Annotated in this window: 20 protein-coding genes; 16 read left to right on the top strand and 4 right to left on the bottom strand. The window is 48.7% G+C overall.

The features are described from left to right. Positions 1 to 509: 509 nt before the first annotated feature. The 7 genes from ECL_RS08290 to ECL_RS08320 are packed head-to-tail and all read left to right on the top strand — an operon-like array spanning position 510 to position 6,749. A complete protein-coding gene (locus ECL_RS08290; protein WP_044158251.1) occupies positions 510 to 998 on the top strand; it encodes a DUF1441 family protein in 489 nt (162 codons plus the stop codon). Then, on the top strand, positions 998 to 3,100 hold the full coding sequence (locus ECL_RS08295; protein WP_013096319.1) for a phage terminase large subunit family protein: 2,103 nt from the start codon (positions 998 to 1,000) through the stop codon (positions 3,098 to 3,100). Before ECL_RS08290 ends, ECL_RS08295 begins: the two co-directional genes overlap by 1 nt. A gap of 20 nt (positions 3,101 to 3,120) precedes the next feature. Further along, a complete protein-coding gene (locus ECL_RS08300) occupies positions 3,121 to 3,312 on the top strand; it encodes a hypothetical protein (RefSeq protein ID WP_249430265.1) in 192 nt (63 codons plus the stop codon). Beyond that, positions 3,309 to 4,808 carry a phage portal protein gene (locus ECL_RS08305; protein ID WP_013096321.1) on the top strand — a complete coding sequence of 500 codons (1,500 nt, stop codon included), beginning with the start codon at positions 3,309 to 3,311 and terminating at the stop codon, positions 4,806 to 4,808. The genes ECL_RS08300 and ECL_RS08305 overlap by 4 nt, the downstream gene beginning before the upstream one ends. Continuing rightward, entirely contained in the window at positions 4,753 to 5,340 is a 588-nt protein-coding gene (locus tag ECL_RS27685; RefSeq protein ID WP_237707066.1) for a head maturation protease, ClpP-related, read from the top strand. The genes ECL_RS08305 and ECL_RS27685 overlap by 56 nt, the downstream gene beginning before the upstream one ends. Further along, complete coding sequence (locus ECL_RS08315) at positions 5,288 to 6,523, top strand: tyrosine-type recombinase/integrase (protein WP_044158249.1); 1,236 nt, start codon at positions 5,288 to 5,290, stop codon at positions 6,521 to 6,523. The genes ECL_RS27685 and ECL_RS08315 overlap by 53 nt, the downstream gene beginning before the upstream one ends. A gap of 1 nt (position 6,524) precedes the next feature. Continuing rightward, complete coding sequence (locus ECL_RS08320; protein ID WP_044158246.1) at positions 6,525 to 6,749, top strand: helix-turn-helix transcriptional regulator; 225 nt, start codon at positions 6,525 to 6,527, stop codon at positions 6,747 to 6,749. A gap of 65 nt (positions 6,750 to 6,814) precedes the next feature. Here ECL_RS08320 and ECL_RS08325 read toward each other — a convergent pair whose 3' ends face one another. After that, on the bottom strand, positions 6,815 to 8,164 hold the full coding sequence (locus tag ECL_RS08325; RefSeq protein WP_013096324.1) for a hypothetical protein: 1,350 nt from the start codon (positions 8,162 to 8,164) through the stop codon (positions 6,815 to 6,817). 23 nt (positions 8,165 to 8,187) lie between these two features. Beyond that, complete coding sequence (locus tag ECL_RS08330; RefSeq protein ID WP_014883655.1) at positions 8,188 to 8,382, bottom strand: toxin-antitoxin system HicB family antitoxin; 195 nt, start codon at positions 8,380 to 8,382, stop codon at positions 8,188 to 8,190. Positions 8,383 to 8,514: 132 nt separating this feature from the next. On the opposite strand from ECL_RS08330, the gene ECL_RS08335 reads away from it, so the two are divergent. The 8 genes from ECL_RS08335 to ECL_RS27960 all read left to right on the top strand — a co-directional run bounded on the left by ECL_RS08335 (position 8,515) and on the right by ECL_RS27960 (position 14,681). Beyond that, positions 8,515 to 8,802, top strand: coding sequence for a host cell division inhibitor Icd-like protein (locus ECL_RS08335; protein WP_072072172.1), 288 nt, complete (start codon positions 8,515 to 8,517; stop codon positions 8,800 to 8,802). Then, the gene (locus ECL_RS08340; protein WP_013096325.1) at positions 8,795 to 8,974 is read left to right on the top strand and encodes a hypothetical protein; all 180 of its coding nucleotides are present in this window, start codon (positions 8,795 to 8,797) and stop codon (positions 8,972 to 8,974) included. The genes ECL_RS08335 and ECL_RS08340 overlap by 8 nt, the downstream gene beginning before the upstream one ends. Before the next feature lie 4 nt (positions 8,975 to 8,978). Beyond that, a complete protein-coding gene (locus ECL_RS08345; protein ID WP_013096326.1) occupies positions 8,979 to 9,302 on the top strand; it encodes a DUF4222 domain-containing protein in 324 nt (107 codons plus the stop codon). Beyond that, the gene (locus ECL_RS08350; RefSeq protein ID WP_013096327.1) at positions 9,299 to 10,708 is read left to right on the top strand and encodes a helicase RepA family protein; all 1,410 of its coding nucleotides are present in this window, start codon (positions 9,299 to 9,301) and stop codon (positions 10,706 to 10,708) included. The genes ECL_RS08345 and ECL_RS08350 overlap by 4 nt, the downstream gene beginning before the upstream one ends. A 455-nt stretch (positions 10,709 to 11,163) precedes the next feature. Further along, a complete protein-coding gene (locus ECL_RS08355) occupies positions 11,164 to 11,652 on the top strand; it encodes a hypothetical protein (protein WP_013096329.1) in 489 nt (162 codons plus the stop codon). Between the two features lie 499 nt (positions 11,653 to 12,151). Continuing rightward, complete coding sequence (locus tag ECL_RS08360; RefSeq protein ID WP_044158243.1) at positions 12,152 to 12,364, top strand: hypothetical protein; 213 nt, start codon at positions 12,152 to 12,154, stop codon at positions 12,362 to 12,364. Then, a complete protein-coding gene (locus ECL_RS08365; RefSeq protein ID WP_013096330.1) occupies positions 12,361 to 14,277 on the top strand; it encodes a ClpP-like prohead protease/major capsid protein fusion protein in 1,917 nt (638 codons plus the stop codon). The genes ECL_RS08360 and ECL_RS08365 overlap by 4 nt, the downstream gene beginning before the upstream one ends. A 215-nt stretch (positions 14,278 to 14,492) precedes the next feature. After that, on the top strand, positions 14,493 to 14,681 hold the full coding sequence (locus tag ECL_RS27960) for a DUF1441 family protein (RefSeq protein ID WP_369598787.1): 189 nt from the start codon (positions 14,493 to 14,495) through the stop codon (positions 14,679 to 14,681). An 87-nt stretch (positions 14,682 to 14,768) separates the two neighbouring features. On the opposite strand, the gene ECL_RS08375 is transcribed toward ECL_RS27960, so the two are convergent. After that, a protein-coding gene (locus tag ECL_RS08375; protein WP_087776199.1) for an IS3 family transposase occupies positions 14,769 to 15,976 on the bottom strand; the annotation gives its coding sequence in 2 pieces (ribosomal slippage) (positions 14,769 to 15,655 and positions 15,655 to 15,976; 1,209 coding nt in all). A 48-nt stretch (positions 15,977 to 16,024) separates the two neighbouring features. Between ECL_RS08375 and ECL_RS08380 the strand changes: the two genes are divergently transcribed. Then, positions 16,025 to 16,612 (top strand): tail assembly protein, encoded by a 588-nt coding sequence (locus ECL_RS08380; protein ID WP_202797610.1) that lies wholly within the window; start codon positions 16,025 to 16,027, stop codon positions 16,610 to 16,612. A gap of 50 nt (positions 16,613 to 16,662) precedes the next feature. Here the strand turns inward: ECL_RS08380 and ECL_RS08385 are convergent, their stop codons facing one another. Further along, entirely contained in the window at positions 16,663 to 17,316 is a 654-nt protein-coding gene (locus tag ECL_RS08385; protein ID WP_044158372.1) for a hypothetical protein, read from the bottom strand. Positions 17,317 to 17,394: the final 78 nt, after the last annotated feature.

Raw genomic sequence — 17,394 nt, forward strand, 5'->3', positions numbered from 1 at the left:
CATGGGATAAAGCACTAAATATCCCTTCAAAGGGATAGGCATTCAAGCAGGCATTCACTGAGTGCCTGTGATAATGTCGAAACACATTAATCAGGTGCGCGAGATGTCGGAAAATACCGATCCGGACGAAGCGTGACGCTGCTATAAGCTGGAGGATGGTGCAGACGACCAATATCTTCTGGCTCAATGGTTCGAATCCATTCCTGATTGCCACACCCAAGCCACTGGCATCCGCTGGTGGCTTTTTTATGCGCATCGCAATATGGTCAGCGCTTACGAGAAGCAATAGACGTTTAGACGTCTAAAGAAATGCCTTCTCATAGGTGCAGGTGATAATCATTATCATTTGATGGGTCCTCCCGGTGGGGTGGCCTGCCACGGGGCGGCTGGCGCGCGGAAAACGGCTAGTTTTTGCGATCTAGGGTCATCATCATCATTTATGCAGGCCTTTGATTTGTTTAAAAGCCGTTTTCGCAAGATGTCGAATCGTTTAAAAAGTGTTCACCATCATGGACCAGGAAATCGCCGCATTAAAACTGAATATCAACCAGCTTGCCGGGATAACCGGCGTACACCGTCAGACGGTTGCCGCGAGGTTGAAAAATGTCGAACCTGCGCCAGGCAGCAACAGCAAATTAAAGCTCTATCTGGTTACAGACATTCTGACCGAACTGATGATCCCCACCGTATCGACGAATATCGACGATATGGATCCATCCGACAGGCTCGCTCACTGGAAAGCAGAGAACGAGAGGCTGAAGTTTGAACAAGATACGGGGCAGTTAATACCCGCTGATGAAGTGGCGCGTGAATTCTCATTGATGGCGAAAGCCGTCGTCATGGTACTTGAAACTCTCCCTGACATACTTGAACGCGACTGCGCATTAACGCCGACTGCGGTTTCCCGCGTACAAAACGTTATCGATGACCTGCGCGACCAGATGGCGGAGAGGGTGAAGGACGCTGAAACAGAGGAGGAAGAGCCAGAGGAGGACTGATGGCAAAGCGGGCATCCGCCAGGGGCATCCGCCGCGATGTTTCCGGTATTTTACGTGCCCCGCGTCGTATGCCGGTGGCCGATGCGGTCGGTACATATATGCGCGTGCCAATGGGGGCAGGAAACTCCGTTCCATGGGACCCGGATCTTGCACCTTATGTGATTGAGCCGATGAATTGCCTAGCCTCGCGTGAATACGATGCGGTTGTGTTTGTTGGCCCGGCGCGAACGGGTAAAACCATCGGGCTGATTGACGGCTGGATTGTCTATAACATCGTCTGCGATCCGGCAGATATGCTCGTCATTCAGGTATCAGAGGAAAAGGCGCGCGAGCATTCAAAAAAACGTCTGGACCGTACTTTTCGCTGCAGCCCTGAAGTTAAAAACCGGTTAAGTCCGAGGCGTAACGATAATAACGTCTACGATCGTACATTCCGCGCCGGTAACTATCTGAAGCTCGGCTGGCCATCCGTCAATATTATGTCGTCCTCTGACTATAAAAGTGTGGCGCTGACGGATTACGACCGCTTTCCTGAAGATATCGACGGGGAGGGCGACGCTTTTTCACTGGCGTCGAAACGTACCACGACATTTATGTCCTCCGGGATGACGCTGGTTGAGAGTTCACCCGGCAGGGATATCAGAGACACAAAATGGCGGCGAACCACGCCTCATGAAGCCCCTCCAACTACCGGAATTTTATCACTCTATAACCGTGGCGACCGCCGCCGCCTTTACTGGCCATGCCCGCATTGTGGGGAGTATTTCCAGCCGGAAATGGACAATATGACCGGGTACCGCGACAGCAGCGATCCCGTGCTGGCCAGTGAAGCCGCGTTTCTACAGTGCCCGGCCTGTAAAGGCAGGATCACACCGGACATGAAGCGTGCGCTGAACATGAAATGTGTCTGGCTGAGGGATGGGCAGAGTATCGACCGTAAAGGTCAGGTAAGTGGTGATGGCCGTCGTTCCCGTATCGCCTCCTTCTGGATGGAAGGTCCGGCAGCTGCATACCAGACCTGGGCGCAACTTATTTATAAGTACCTGACCGCCGAGCAGGAATACGAATCCACACGCAGCGAAGAAACCCTGAAAACGGTGATCAACACCGATTTCGGCAGACCCTATCTGCCGCGGGCAAGCCTCGAGCAGCGTAAAAGTGAATTGCTCGAGCAGCGTGCCGAGGATGTTCTAAAACGTTCGGTACCGGACGGCGTGCAGTTTCTCACCGCGACCGTGGACGTGCAGGCCGGGCGTGACCGGCGATTTGTAGTGCAGGTTACGGGTTACGGAAGTATGGGTGAGCGCTGGATAGTTGACCGTTACAACATACGGTATTCGCTGCGCTGTGACGGCAACGGGGAAAGTATTCAGGTTGATCCGGCAAGCTATCCGGAGGACTGGGATCTTTTGCTCACTGACGTCTTTGAGAAAACGTGGCCTCTGGCATCTGACCCGTCAAAGGGCATGCGGCTTATGTCGATGGCCGTGGACTCCGGGGGCGAGGACGGTGTGACGGATAATGCCTACAAGTTCTGGCGCAGATGCCGCCGGGAGGGGCTGGGTAAGCGTATCTATCTCTTCAAAGGTGACAGTGTTCGTCGCAGCAAACTTATCCAGCGAACGTTTCCCGACAACACCGGCAGATCAACACGCCGCGCACAGGCGACCGGGGATGTGCCTCTTTATCTTCTCCAGACCGATGCCCTTAAAGACCGGGTGAACAATGCGCTGTGGCGTGATTCACCCGGCCCTGGCTATGTGCATTTCCCCGCCTGGCTGGGCAGCTGGTTCTATGACGAACTGACATATGAGGAACGCTCGAATGAAGGGAAGTGGAGTAAGCCCGGCCGGGGCGCAAACGAAGCATTCGACCTGCTCGTTTATGCAGATGCGCTCGCCATCCTTAGTGGATACGAAAAAATTAAATGGCCGTCAGCTCCTGAGTGGGCACGGCGGGAAACGTGGATCGAGGACACGCAGACGGAAACTGGCGAAGTGCCATCCCCGTCGCCTGCGCCGAAATCTAAATCAAAACCAAAACGTGAGAAGCCCGTAACTGAACAGGCTAATCCGTGGTCTTCGTCAGGAGGTTGGGTGTGAGTCCAGCTGATATTCAAAACATGATCGACCGCTACGCTGCTGCAGAGCTGTCTGTTCTGGAAGGGAAATCAATCACTTTCAACGGGCAGCAGATGACGCTCGAAAACCTGTCGGAAATCAGAAAAGGCCGTCAGGAATGGGAGTGCCGACTGGCAACGCTCAATAACAAACGCCGCGGGCGACCCGGCTACAGGCTGGCGAGGTTTGGATGAGTCTTTTAGATGATGCGATTGGCCTGTTTTCTCCAGGCTGGAAAGCCTCACGCCTGCGTGCCCGTGCAGTCATTAAGGCGTATGAGGCGGTAAAGCAAACGCGTACCCACAAAGCCCAGAAGGAAAATCGCTCAGCCGATCAGCTTAGCCAGATGGGGGCGGTTTCACTGAGGCAGCAGGCGCGCTGGCTGGACAACAACCACGATCTGGTGATCGGCGTTTTCGACAAGCTGGAAGAAAGGGTGGTGGGTGCGAAGGGCATCATAGTTGAACCACATCCGATGCTGAGTAACGGGAAGATCGCCAAAAAGCTTGCCACTGATATCCGCAGAAAGTGGGGCGAATGGTCCGTAAGACCCGATGTCACAACCCAGTTTACCCGGCCCATGCTTGAGCGGTTGATGCTGCGAACGTGGCTCCGGGACGGCGAGGTTTTTGCTCAGCTGGTAAGCGGTACCGGAAATGGGCTTCAGCCGGTCGCTGGCGTGCCGTTCTGGCTGGAAGCGCTGGAGCCTGATTTCGTGCCGATGAACAGTGATGCAGCCACCCAGCTTAATCAGGGCGTTTTTGTCGATAACTGGGGACGGCCTAAAAAATATCAGGTCTATAAAAGTCTGCCGGTGTCCGGGCGACAGTTCGATACGAAAGAGATAGATGCTGAGAACATGCTCCATCTCAAATTCACCCGCCGCCTGCACCAGACCCGCGGAACGTCTCTTTTGTCTGGTGTCCTGATGCGCTTGAGCGCGCTGAAAGAATATGAGGACTCTGAGCTTACTGCAGCAAGAATTGCTGCGGCACTCGGCATGTACATCAAAAAAGGCGACGGACAGAGTTTCGATTCAGATACCAGCAGCGATGACCGCGAGCTGATGATTCAGCCCGGTATGCTCTATGACGAACTGCAGGCAGGGGAAGAAATCGGGATGATTAAATCCGATCGCCCGAACCCTAACCTCGAATCGTTTCGTAATGGACAACTGCGGGCGGTATCTGCGGGCAGTCGCCTCAGTTTTTCCAGTACATCCAGAAACTACAATGGCACATACAGTGCCCAGCGGCAGGAGCTTGTCGAGTCAACCGACGGATATCTGATTCTGCAGGACTGGTTCATCGGTTCAGTGACCCGGCCAATGTACCGGGCCTGGCTGAAGATGGCTATTGCTGCCGGAGAAATCAAGCTGCCGAGAGGCATCGATATGGACACGCTGTATAACGCGGTTTATTCGGGACCCGTTATGCCGTGGATTGATCCCGTTAAAGAAGCCAATGCCTGGAAAACGCAAATCCGCGGCGGTGCGGCCACCGAATCCGACTGGATCCGTGCCAGCGGTCGCAACCCGGATGATGTGAAGTCACGCCGTAAAGCGGAGGTTGATGAGAACCGAGAACAGGGCCTGGTGTTTGACACCGACCCCGCCAATGATAAAGGAGGCACCAGTGCCGAAGCCAAAGAACCGGGCGCGCCACCGTCCGAAAGCCAGCGCAAAAAGTAATTCGTGGTTCCGCATGCAGGCCAGCAATAACAGCGAGGCCGACATTTTTATTTATGACGAAATCGGGTACTGGGGCGTAACGGCGAAGCAGTTCGTCAATGATCTCCGGGCACTTGGTGACATCACCCACATCAACCTTCACATCAACTCACCCGGTGGTGATGTCTTCGACGGTATTGCTATCTATAACGCGCTGAAGCACCACGGTGCGGCGATTACCGTTCATATCGACGGCCTGGCGGCCTCCATGGCCTCGGTGATCGCGATGGTAGGCAATCCGGTCATCATGCCTGAAAACACGATGATGATGATCCATTATCCTTCACACTACCTCATGGGTACGCATGAAGAACCGGATTCATTCATTAACTCATTGTTAACTATGAAGAAGAAAGGAATGTTGTTTGCATTGCTTTTCTACTGTTTTTCGGCGTTGCAGCTAAGTGTGTATTGCAATGTGTATTGCAGAATGAGGTTTTATGGCTGGCGAGAACAAGTTAAGCGACAAGGCGCTAAAAGCCTTACATGGTAAACCGCAGAAGCGTCAAAAGATGGTTGCCGATGGTCGGGGGCTGTCTGTCAGGGTTAGCACGAGTGGCACAGTAAGCTTTGTTTTTTTCTTTAGGCATTCAGGCCGACAAAGTGCCCCCGTCTGGATGACGTTAGGCAAGTATCCAGATATGACCCTTAAACAGGCCAGGGAGAAAAGGGACGAGTGTCGGGGATGGCTGTCACAGGGACTTGATCCAAGGATAGAGAATAAACTCACCAAAGAGAGCCTCTTCACTCCAGTGACAGTTAAGAACGCTATCGATTACTGGTTTGATAACTATGCCAGAGAAAAACGCAAAGAGACTGTGCGTCTCTACCGCCGTTATGAGAAATACATTTTTCCTTACATCGGCGGGTTTCCTGTCGAGAAATGCGGTCTGTCAGATTGGATCAAGTGCTTCGACCGCATAAAGAAAATCGCGCCGGTTCAGTCTGCTGCAATGCTGATTGAGTTAAAGCAGATCTTCAAATACTGCCGGGTACGCCAGTATGTGCGGTGTAATGTGCTGGACGACTTAAGCCCTGGCGATATTGGTAAGTATCAGAACAAGAGAGAGCGGCTACTTGAGGAAAGCTACGTCGCCGATTTGTGGGGAGTGTACTTTCATGGTAAAGGCAAAACCCGTGTGATGAATTACAAAAAAAGGATGGCGATTTTATGCCTTGTGTTTGGTTGCAGGCTGAGTGAGGCCCGTTTATCAACATGGGATGAGTGGGACTTCGATAAATGGATTTGGACAGTACCTAAAGAGCACAGTAAAAACGGCGAAGAGATTATTCGCCCCGTTCCTCAAAAAATGCGCCAGTGGATCGTAAACCTGCATGAAGAGACTAAAAGGAGAGGCTACATAATTGGCGAACTTAAATCTGATTCAACCGTCAGCACGATGGGATGCACTAACTTTACCTCCCTGAAACATGAAAAACGCTGGTCATTACATGATTTGAGACGAACATTCTCGACAAGTCTTAACGATATGGGCGTTGATTTTATAGTCGTAGAGCAGCTGCTGGGGCATACCATAAAGGGCGTGGCCGGAATCTATAACCGCAGCAAGTATATCCCTCAAAAGCAAGAAGCACTGGACCGATGGGTTGACTACCTTGATGGGCTGGTGGGTGAAGAAAATACAGTAAAAGTAATTAAGAAAAGGAGTGCCTGATATGGCTATGTTATCCGTAGTGAAAAAAGAAGATCTCCAGTACATGCCTGACCTTGACAGAATGATTCGCGAACCTGAATGCCGGGCTATGACCACGCTGTCTAACTCAACGCGCTGGCGCATGGAACAGGAAGGAAAATTTCCTAAGCGAATCAAAATTGGGCCGTCAGCCGTTGCATATCGACTTTCTGAGGTACAAGCTTGGATTCGGGGGGAATGGCTCTGATTAAGAACGATTAATGCGGAATATAATCCGCATTAATCATCCTTTAGTTATCCAAAAAACTGAGATTATTCTGTTTTAAATATCATTGTTGTTGATTGAATTATATAGTCTCTCGGGACTAGTTCTTCGAAATGATCTTCTTTTTGGAAGACATGTATCATATTTGGAAATAATCTATAGTCAACGGGGTGAATAGCGTTTGGATTATGATACATATAGACGGCTGTACACCATGGTTCTTGGTAGTTAGGATCGCTTACATCTGCCGTAAAAGGGAAAGGATTAGCCTCTTGGTCTGTTTTAACACCATTAACGAGAATTTTAAATCCTTTTGCTTCTATACCTGCAAGGATTCCCATACGATTAAATTTTGGTATGGTAGCTTGAGTAGTTAGTAAAACTGCAGACACATAATTGTTTTGTTCAGATCCAAAAAAATTTGATTTTATAACTCTATTACCATCAATGTGTTTTTCAATCGATGTACCAGACTCTATATCAACACCATACAAATAACTATGTAGAGCCTCACTTGAAAACGCCATAGACATTCTTTTTGAATAATCTTGCATGGCTATAATAAATGGTTTATTTTTAGTATGGTCGAGTTCCCAATAATGAACTTTTTCTGGCTCAGGACGATGCCGGACCTTTTTTAACAAACTTCTTGCAAACTTGAAAGGCATCACCTTGAGTACATGCGTTCTTAACTCATCCATTTGTTCTTGGTTAACTTCTTTTCTTTCAAGAGGATCTTCCGTTTCAGCAATACTTACAGCCTCTACAGAGATAACTTCACCGAATTTCGAGAGTAAAAAATCAGGTTGGTTGTATTCTCTGTTCATCTCGAAGTCGAGTTCGTAAAATACGGCATTTAAATATAATTCAAATAATCTTGAGTTGAAGGAATCACTTTGGAAATCCCGAATAAATATTCCGTCTGGGTCTTTGAACCAATATGCCAACTCCTCAAGGACAATGTAGGCAGGGAAATGTAGTGGATCTTCGAGTAGCATTTTTATATAAATGTTTCTTTTTTCATCTGGCACTTTACTTAAAAACAAAGAAAAAGGTTTTGCTGATTCATCGCCTTGCATGAACGTGCCGTTGTGATGCTGAGAAAGCATTTTGGGAATGCTATCGTTCAGATTTTCAAGTAAAGTATCCATTGAATCATATGAAGCTAAAACATTTATAGCTCTGAATTTTTTATCTAAATCTCTTCCCAGAACTATTGCGTTATAATCATTGTCAATATTACAAACTATAATGGTACATAATAATGTTATGTCATTTTCTTCACATTTAAACCAGCGAATTTCTTGCGAGAATGTTTTCAGATAGGGGGAGCGACCGTAAAAATAAATGTCGAATTGTTCTTTACTAATTTCACTAAACTTTAACCCAGAGTTCATATCAATTCCTTTTTAATTTATAGTTAACCTTTAGGAGTGATTCCATTTTTTTTAAGTTCACTTCTAATCAATTCTTTGATCCAATTCCCTAGACTAACGCCTTCTTTTTCCGCAATCTCAGAAATTTGTTGCTTTAAATCAGGTGAAATTCGAATCTGAAATGCTGGGGCTTTGCCTCCCCCTTTCGGTTGTTTATCGCGTTTAATAGATGTTGACATGTGTGTACCTATTGCATAGTATCAAAAAATAGGTACACACCTTATCATGTGAATGGATTATAAGACAACGCCCTAGAGTGCTCGCAACACAGTAGGGCGTCTAACCATCAACCGTTAACTGGAGTAACGACTATGGCTGGAATACAGCATACCCAAACTCGCCCCAAATTTACATGGCTATTCCTTGGCACACCGCGAGGTCATTCTTGTCTCCCGATAGTTCTGCGCACCGTTGCAGATACTGAAGACACTGCCCGTGCAAAGTTCTGTGGCTGGGAGTTAACCTTTGCCGCCAAAATCCGGACCGAAAGCCCGCTCTCAGTATCGTTTATGGATCCTGAGAATCGCACCCTATGGAGCATCCTGGGTAGCGATCCTTACAGCAATGAAGCTGTGCCAATGGAGGTGCGCCATGGATAAGTCCGACTTACCCGCTGATTACGAGATACGCGTCCTGGTGACGGTTAAAAACGGTCAGGTTACAGAGCGCCGCCTTCGTTCGGATGAAATCGTGGCCACACCGGAAGGTTTTATCCAGGCAGTTCGTCAGGCTGCTGATGCATATGGTTTAACAGCTACCGACAAGGAATAACTTCATGATTAAAAAATTCAATCAGGTTCAGCCTGAGGGCGTTGCTCAACCAAAAATCGAGGCACACAGCCGCTGGAAAAATAACTACGGTGAAAAAATCACTGTTAAGTGCGTGGCGTTCGGTCGTGTGACATATATCCGCGACGGGTATGACAGCGAATGCATTTGCTCTGAATACCGGTTCACGGGTGAATTTAAGTACCTTCCGGAGGAAACGGAGAAAAGCCAGGCGGAAGCGAAAGAAAATGGGCGTAAAAAAATTGCTGAGCTGCGTTCAGCCCTGCCGCTGAGTGTTGGATCTGACGGATGGGATAAGGGGCTGAAATGAAAAATGCACCGAATCTGAAACTCCTGCCAAAAGAAAAATTCACGGAGGCAGTTATTTTTGCCGGGTCAGAAGCATACGCCCATGCGAAGGGTTGGGAAGAGGGGCTTGGTAAACAGATTGCCGAAGATACCACTCCTCCAGTTTACCTTGGGCCAAAACAACTGGCTGAGTTGGATAACCTGCGCATTGTGGATGATGGCCGTCATGCTGTGCGGATTTACTTGGCCGGGAATATAAAGCCTATCCAGATTAATCACATTGCTGAAAAGCTGGCGGTGGCTGGCGTGCAGGATGCCAAATTGTATAAAGGCATTCCCGACCATGAGCCAGAAGACTGGAGGGAATATCTTTCCCGTTTGCGCGAGCAGGTTGAAGTATCTATAGGGGAGGAGTCATTGCGGCACAGTCTTCCTTTAAGCGTGGGCTCTGATGGGTACGATCAGGAGCAGGATTACACGTTAAAGAGTTACCTTCCCGCTAACAGCCTGAGCAGTATCTACGGCCCGAGCGGTTCGTATAAAAGTTTTCTGGCGGTGTCCTGGGCTTGCCACGTTGCAGCCGGGATGAAGTGGGCTGGGAAGTCGGTATCAGCCGGAGCTGTGATGTACGTAGTGGGTGAAGGTGGCATTGGCGTCCCGCGGCGAATAAAGGCGTGGGAGAAAAGACACGGTGTGAAACTGAATAATCTGTATCTGGTAAACCGTCCGGTTTTCCCGGTTCGCCGTGAGGAAATGCAGGAGATGATCAAAGCTGCGCGTGATGTTAAGTCCAGAACGGGACAGCCGGTTCGCCTGATTGTCGTAGATACTTTAGCGCGGTGCTTCGGTGGTAACGATGAAAACGATGCTCGTGATATGGGGGCGTTTATCGAAGGCTGCGACGTCATCAAGCGTGAGACTGGCGCCACGTTGCTGGTGGTGCATCATTCAGGAAAAGACGATACCAAAGGTGCACGTGGTTCCAGTGCTTTCAGGGCTGCGCTCGATGCTGAGTTCAATGTCCGGCGCGAGGGTGATGGTGGGGCGATAATCCTGACCTGCACAAAGATGAAAGATGCGGAGGAGCCAAAACAGGCAGCATTCGATTTGCGCACGGTGGAACTGTTTACTGATCGCGATGGCGAACTGATTTCGTCGCTGGTGGTGCAGGACCTGCCACGAGAGGCGCGAGAACCTGATCCGGAACTGGCTGATATCAAGCACCTGACCGGGAACCACGCTGCACTATGGCAGTCAATCCGGAGCCGAAAAGCCAAAGGTGAACCGTGTAATGTCTCTGTTATACGTGATGATATTACCACTTTGTTTGGAGAGAACGGCCGCAAAGGCTTTAAACGCTGGCTGGATAAACTCGTTAGGGAAAATATTATCTTTATCGATGATTCAGGAGATATCACGATAATTTAACCCGAAAAGTGCGGCAAGAAATGCGCGCGATGCGCGAAATACTCATAAAACATACATTTGCCGCACTTTTCCCATGTATATACGAAGAAAGTGCGCGGATTGACATTAATCATCCGCAAACCCGCGCCATTACTGGTATTCATGGCTATACGGTGCATGTTGGATTGCGCACCTAGGTGCGCGGGGGGAAAAGTGCGGCAAGAAATGCGCGATGGTAGACATGCAATAAAGCTAATGCGAAACATCCCTTACCATACAATGCATACTTTGCGGTTTACCCTATCATTATGCATCATTGCTATTAACTTCAATTCACTTCACATCACTCCAACTCACAATGCTTTTCCAATCCTATCGATCTTTAAAGATCTTGCGTGTTGTGATCTTGCGAGGGAGGAGGGTTTGTGCCATTATGATCATATGACGAGCTACACTTGCATTAGGAGGTTAGAGTTATGGACTTGTCCAAGGCTAACTTTTACAACTTTATTGATCAGTATGTTGAGATTACTGGTGCTTCTCCAAATACCGCTGGCAACGTGCGTAGCGTTTGCTATCTGGTAAAGGATTACATCTCGGAGACCGCAACTGCGGATACGTGGGATACAAACAGCATCATTAACACCTACGTTATGGCGAATGGTATTGCTGAAGATACCCAGAAATCGTACATCAGCCGCTTTAACGGAGCTGTGACAAAATTTATTGCACATGAGAAAGGTGAAGATGTGACCGTGAAGCAGCGCAGATCGCCTGTTAAGTACGCTCCGTCTTTAGTGATCTCGAATAAATTCTTAGTAAAGACCTTTGATCTGCCGATCCCCCTTCGGGATGATCTCACCGTCATTGTCGGTAATTTGCCTCGCGATTTGACCAAAGATGAGGCGAAAAGGATTAGCACAATCATTGAGTCGTTTGCAGTCTCTCAGCCGGCAAATGACTAAACAAAAAAGCCCTGCTGTTATGCAGGGCTTTAGGGGGAAGAAAACGGAATTTCTTCCAGAGCACAGGTTAACTGTAACTCTTATGCGTCGAAACTTAAGAATAGCGGTTAACCGGGGCATACACAAGGCTGGATAGGATTACAGCTGTGTATACGAACAGGATAAACGTCATGGCAACTGGTTACTGTCCACGCTGTGGTAATTCTTGTGAAGTCATCTTTCGGGCTAACAAGAAAGACCCTTCCGGCAAAATCATTTACCCTAAACGTGGTAAAGTTTTTGTCATCCCTCTCTGCAGTATTTGCAGCTGAAAAGACCGCTAAGTAAACCCAGCCTCGGCTGGGTTTTTTACTCCCTAGAATCAATTTCGTACTGCCGGGAAAACCCGTTTTTTTTGCATTTAAAATCAATTAATCTATTTTTATGATAGATATTGTTTTACTTACCACTTTTAGTGATCAATCATTGAGTCCTGTTTACTTATACAGTAGAGGACACCATGAGTGACATTAACACTTTAAACCCTAGCGAGACCAAAGGCGGCTCTGTACATCTGGACGCGCAGACCGTTTTACGACTTAAGCAGTACCGCCTTGATCATTTGAAAGCTCACCCCGGGAAGCCATTACCCGGGGTTGCGCAGATTGTTCGGCACGCTGTTAATGCCTGGCTTGATGAAAGCGGCTTTTCAGTTACGGAAGGTGTCAAATGAAAGGCTGGTACACCATTAAAGCCGCCAGCAGCGGTAACAGTGCTGATATCAGCATTTACGAGGAGATCGGTGGGTGGGGTATCACTGCCCAGCAGTTTTCCGAGGATCTGAAAACTCTGGGCGATATCTCACATATTAACCTTCACATTCACTCCCCAGGTGGCGATGTCTTCGACGGCATCGCTATCTATAACCTCCTGAATAAACATCCGGCAAAAGTCACCGTGCAGATCGACGGTCTGGCCGCTTCTATGGCGTCAGTTATTGCAATGGCTGGCGACCGTATCGTTATGCCTGAAAACGCGCTCATGATGATTCACAAACCGTGGGGAATCTCTGGTGGGAACGCCAACGACATGCGCGACTATGCCGAACTTCTGGATAAAGTCGAAAGTGTCTTGATCCCGGCATATGCACGCAAAACGGGTAAATCAGCCGAATCACTGGCGGAAATGCTGGAGGATGAAACATGGATGGATGGCCGTGAATGTGTGGCGCAGGGTTTTGCTGACGAATTGTTACCCGCTGTCAGTGCAATGGCCTGTATTGAGTCAAAACGAATTGAGGATTTTGAGCATATGCCAAAAGATATTAAAGGGATGATCACCAGTCCCAAAGGCTCCACAAATAATGCGGTACCGGAACAAAATCGCATCAATGGAATTAAAGACCTGTTTGCTATGTTCGGCGGAAAACATGATGCCCTGAAAATGCAGTGTCTGGAGGATGTGGACTGCACACCGGAAAAAGCGAAAGACATGCTCCTGGCATCTTTGGGTAAGATTGCGACACCGTCGAACAAAACCACGGATGCTCACATATATGCAGGTAATGGCAACATTACCGGTGATGCTATCCGCCAGGGGCTTTTTGCCCGTCTGGGCCACGAACGCGCCGAACGGGGAAACCCTTATGCCATGATGAGCCTGTTTGAAATGGCGCAGGCATCGCTGGTGGATCGAGGTATCAGCGTCAGTGGTTTCGGTAACCGCTCGCAGATTGTGAATCTGGCCTTCACTCACAGCACCAGTGATTTCGCTCATATCCTTGCTGGTGGCGCTGAAAAGTCCGTGCTGACTGGCTGGCAGAGCAGCGGTGAAACTTTCCAGCAGTGGACGAAAACCGGTTCTCTATCCAACTTCCATGAAGCCAAGCGTGTGGGACTGAACGGCTTCTCTGAACTTGCTAAGGTTCCGGAAGGTGCGGAGTATAAATACGTCACAACCAGCGACAGTGGTGTGCCGATCGCCCTGGCTACCTATGGCAATATCTTCTCCATTACTCGTCAGGCAATCATCAACGATGATTTGAGCCAACTTTCAACTATCCCACAGGCGATGGGGCGTGCTGCCGCGCGTACGGTCGGCAATCTGGTCTATCTACAGCTGACTGCCAACAGTAAATTCACGGATGGCAAAGCACTGTTCCATGCAGATCATAAAAACCTCATCGCTAAAGGGATGGATACAGACGGACTCAATGAAGCCCGGAAGGCCATGCGCCTGCAGCAGGATGCGAACGGCGACCCTATCAACGTCATTCCTGCCTATATTCTCGTACCGGCGGCGTTGGAAGGGCTGGCAAATCGCGCCGTGCTGTCCTCCTCCTCACTGTTCCCTGTAGACCAGAGTGGCTCGATGAATCAAAACCCCGGCATTATTAACGTCGTGAAGGATATGGCGCAGGTAGTGGTTGAGCCGCGTCTGGACAAGGCCAATAACAAAGAGTGGTACGTCACTGCAGCGCAAGGAACCGACACCATCGAGGTGGCTTATCTGGATGGAATGGATGTGCCATATCTGGAGCAGCAGGAGGGCTTCACCGTGGACGGTATTGCATGGAAGGTGCGTATCGATGCTGGCGTGGCGGCGCTGGATTATCGGGGCATGGTGAAGTCGAGCGGGGCGGCATGACGACTGGAGGGCGGCAGATGCTGCCCTTTTTTAAAAGGTACTCCCGGCGGGGATGCCTGCCACGGGGCGGCGGCATCGCGGGAAACGGCTCGTTTTTGAATTCTATGGTCATCATCATCATGTGCTAACTGTTTGATTATAAATGCATGAAAATGACGGAAAACAGAAAAGATGATGGATTGTATTTTTTTTGTTCATCATCTTTGGGGGTAACGATGAGACAAATACAGTTAACGATTACCGAACTGGCTGGCGTGACGGGGATGCACCGTCAGACTGTATCAAAGCGCTTGCAAGATATTCAACCGGCACCAGGCAGCAGTTGTAAGAGAAAGCTATACGACTTGAAATCAGCCTTATCGGCAATCTATTCCACCGGGGGAAGCCAGAATGCAGAACACTGAAGTAATGACGACCATTAAGCTAAGCGGCGTTCTTGGTAAGCTGTTTGGCATGATCTTGACCCGCCATTTCCGGACAGCTTTTGTATCTTAAGTTAACGATGCCCGCTGCCGCCGGTATTCTCTCGGAGAGTGATATCCCAGCGCACTATGCGGGTGATTTTCATTGTAATGCGTGAACGCCGCTGCAAGGTTTCGCAGGGCTGTTCTCACATCCGGTTTCGGCATGAACGCGATATAGTCTTCCTTCATCGTCTTCACGAACCGTTCGGCCATGCCATTGCTCTGCGGGCTGCTCACCGCTGTTGTACATGGCTCCAGATTCAGCTCTTTGGCGAACCTCCGCGTTTCATGCGCGGTATATGCTGAACCGTTGTCCGTCAGCCACTGCACCGCTGTGTCGGGCAGCCTGTCGCCGAAGCGCTTTTCCACCGACCTCAGCATCACATCCTGCACGGTCGAACTGTCATAGCCTCCCGTGCTTGCTGCCCAGTCTATGGCCTCACGGTCGCAGCAGTCCAGCGCGAACGTTACCCGCAGTTTTTCGCCGTTGTCGCAGCCGAACTCGAAGCCATCTGAACACCAGCGCATATCGCTTTCTGCCACCGCTATCTTGCCCTTATGTTCACGCTTCGGTCGCTCTGGTTTGTGATGCAACAACAACAGGTTATGCTCGCTCATTATCCTGTAAAGCCGTTTGGCATTCACAGGTGGCTGTCCCTCTGTGCGACGTTGCTTGCGCAGGATGCCCCACACGCGTCGATAACCATAACTCGGCATATCGCTGATAATGTTGAGGATAGCCGACAGTATTTCTGCGTCTGCTTCTTCATTACGCCGGTTACAGCGCCTGTCCTGCCAGTCGGCAGAACGGTTAATCCGCAGTGACAGTTGCGCACGCGACACGCCCATGGTCCGGCTGACCATGGCTATTCCCCGTCCTTTGGCAACAAGGGCGCGTGCGCTATCCATTTTCGCGACTGACCGTACTCCACGGCTTCTTTCAGGATCTCAACTTCCATCGTCTTCTTGCCCAGAAGGCGCTGAAGCTCCCGGACCTGCTTCAGAGCAGCAGTAAGCTCAGAAGCAGGAACGACTTCCTCTCCAGCCGCAACGGCGGTGAGGCTGCCTTCCTGATATTGCTTCTTCCACTTAAACAGCAGGCTGGGCTGGATACCATGCAGGCGGGCGACATGGGAGACATTCATACCCGGCTCCATCGTCTGCTGGATAATGGCGATCTTCTCCTGAGGAGTTTTACGTTTACGGACTTCTTGCCCTAACAGGATCCCGGTCATCTCAAAATTGGTGTTAGTGTTAGACATATATTCAAGCCTATCTCTTATCTGGAGATACAGCTACTGTCTGGTGTTTCAGGGGGCTACATCAGTAAGCTGTTTGGCAAAATACATCAACGTGTTATCAGGGATACAAGAGAAGCTGTCAGGGCCTTGAATGCCACCATCCCTGGATTCGAAAAATATCTGAACAGTAGTAAATCCAGAGGGCTAACCTACGCGGTTTATGTCGGTGAGCGGAACATTGGCGAACAGGATCTCAATTTCCCTAATGTGGGCAGAGAAATTCGTATTGTGCCCGTAGTGATTGGGAGCAAGAAGGCGGGTTTAGTACAGACAATTCTGGGCGCGGTGCTGGTGATTGCATCTATCTGGATGCCAGGACTGAGCATAGCTGCCAGCAATATGATGTTTGCTGCTGGCGCATCAATGACTTTAGGGGGCGTCGTTCAAATGTTATCCCCGCAGGCAACTGGGTTGGCGAGTAAGCAGTCCTCAGATAACCAGGCAAGCTATGCTTTTGGTGGGGTAACAAATACGGCTGCACAAGGTTATCCAGTTCCACTACTTTACGGTAAGCGTAGAATTGGCGGTGCAATTATATCAGCTGGCATTTATGTTGAGGAACAGTTCTGATAATTCATATGCAACTCGCAATCCTAGAGTTGCATATAATCAATATTTAACTATTTGCTTCGTAAGGTTCTTGATATGATATCATCTATGTTTGGGCTGTAGAGTGAAATTGTATAGTATGTATCAATCCCAGCTAAATAATTTTCATAAATATCTTTTGCTATACGTTCAGAATCTGCGAAGTAGACGTGATTTTCGTTGAGTTCTGTATCAGAGTAACTGATGTCAGAATAATGATTAAGTTCAATATTTATTAGATTGATACCTTTATCATTAAGGTTTTTAATGATTTCCTTTTTTAAATTGCTGAATAATAGGATGTTGTTTTCACCTATACCCCCTGACATGCGATCTTTTCCTCCGGACTTTTTTGATTTCACAGAGAAATAATCAACATAGAATTTTTTTTCATATGATTTGTTATTGAGGGTATATTCTACATTCATGATTGAATGTAGTTTGTAGTTATAATTGTTTATGGAATAACCCTCGTTGAATATATCAAATTTTTCTGATTGTGTTGGTGTGTAATCCTTCCGGTAAAGTTGCTCAATGTTTAAAATGAAAACCGGTGAGTATTGAAGTTTTGATATTCTATTTTGCTCAAGGCTGAAGGTTACACTAAGAATAAAAGTTGCGAGCGCTAATATGAATTGTATTGTAGGCGCAATAAATGAAGGAATTTTAAATCTAGACTTTGTCATTTTTAAGTCCGCTGAGTTAATGAAAATGGGGGCTTGTGTATAGCAAGGTGTTTAGCAGTTCCCGTTTTAAGTGAGAAT

The sequence above is a fragment of the Enterobacter cloacae subsp. cloacae ATCC 13047 genome, assembly GCF_000025565.1.
In the GTDB taxonomy this organism is placed as follows: domain Bacteria; phylum Pseudomonadota; class Gammaproteobacteria; order Enterobacterales; family Enterobacteriaceae; genus Enterobacter; species Enterobacter cloacae.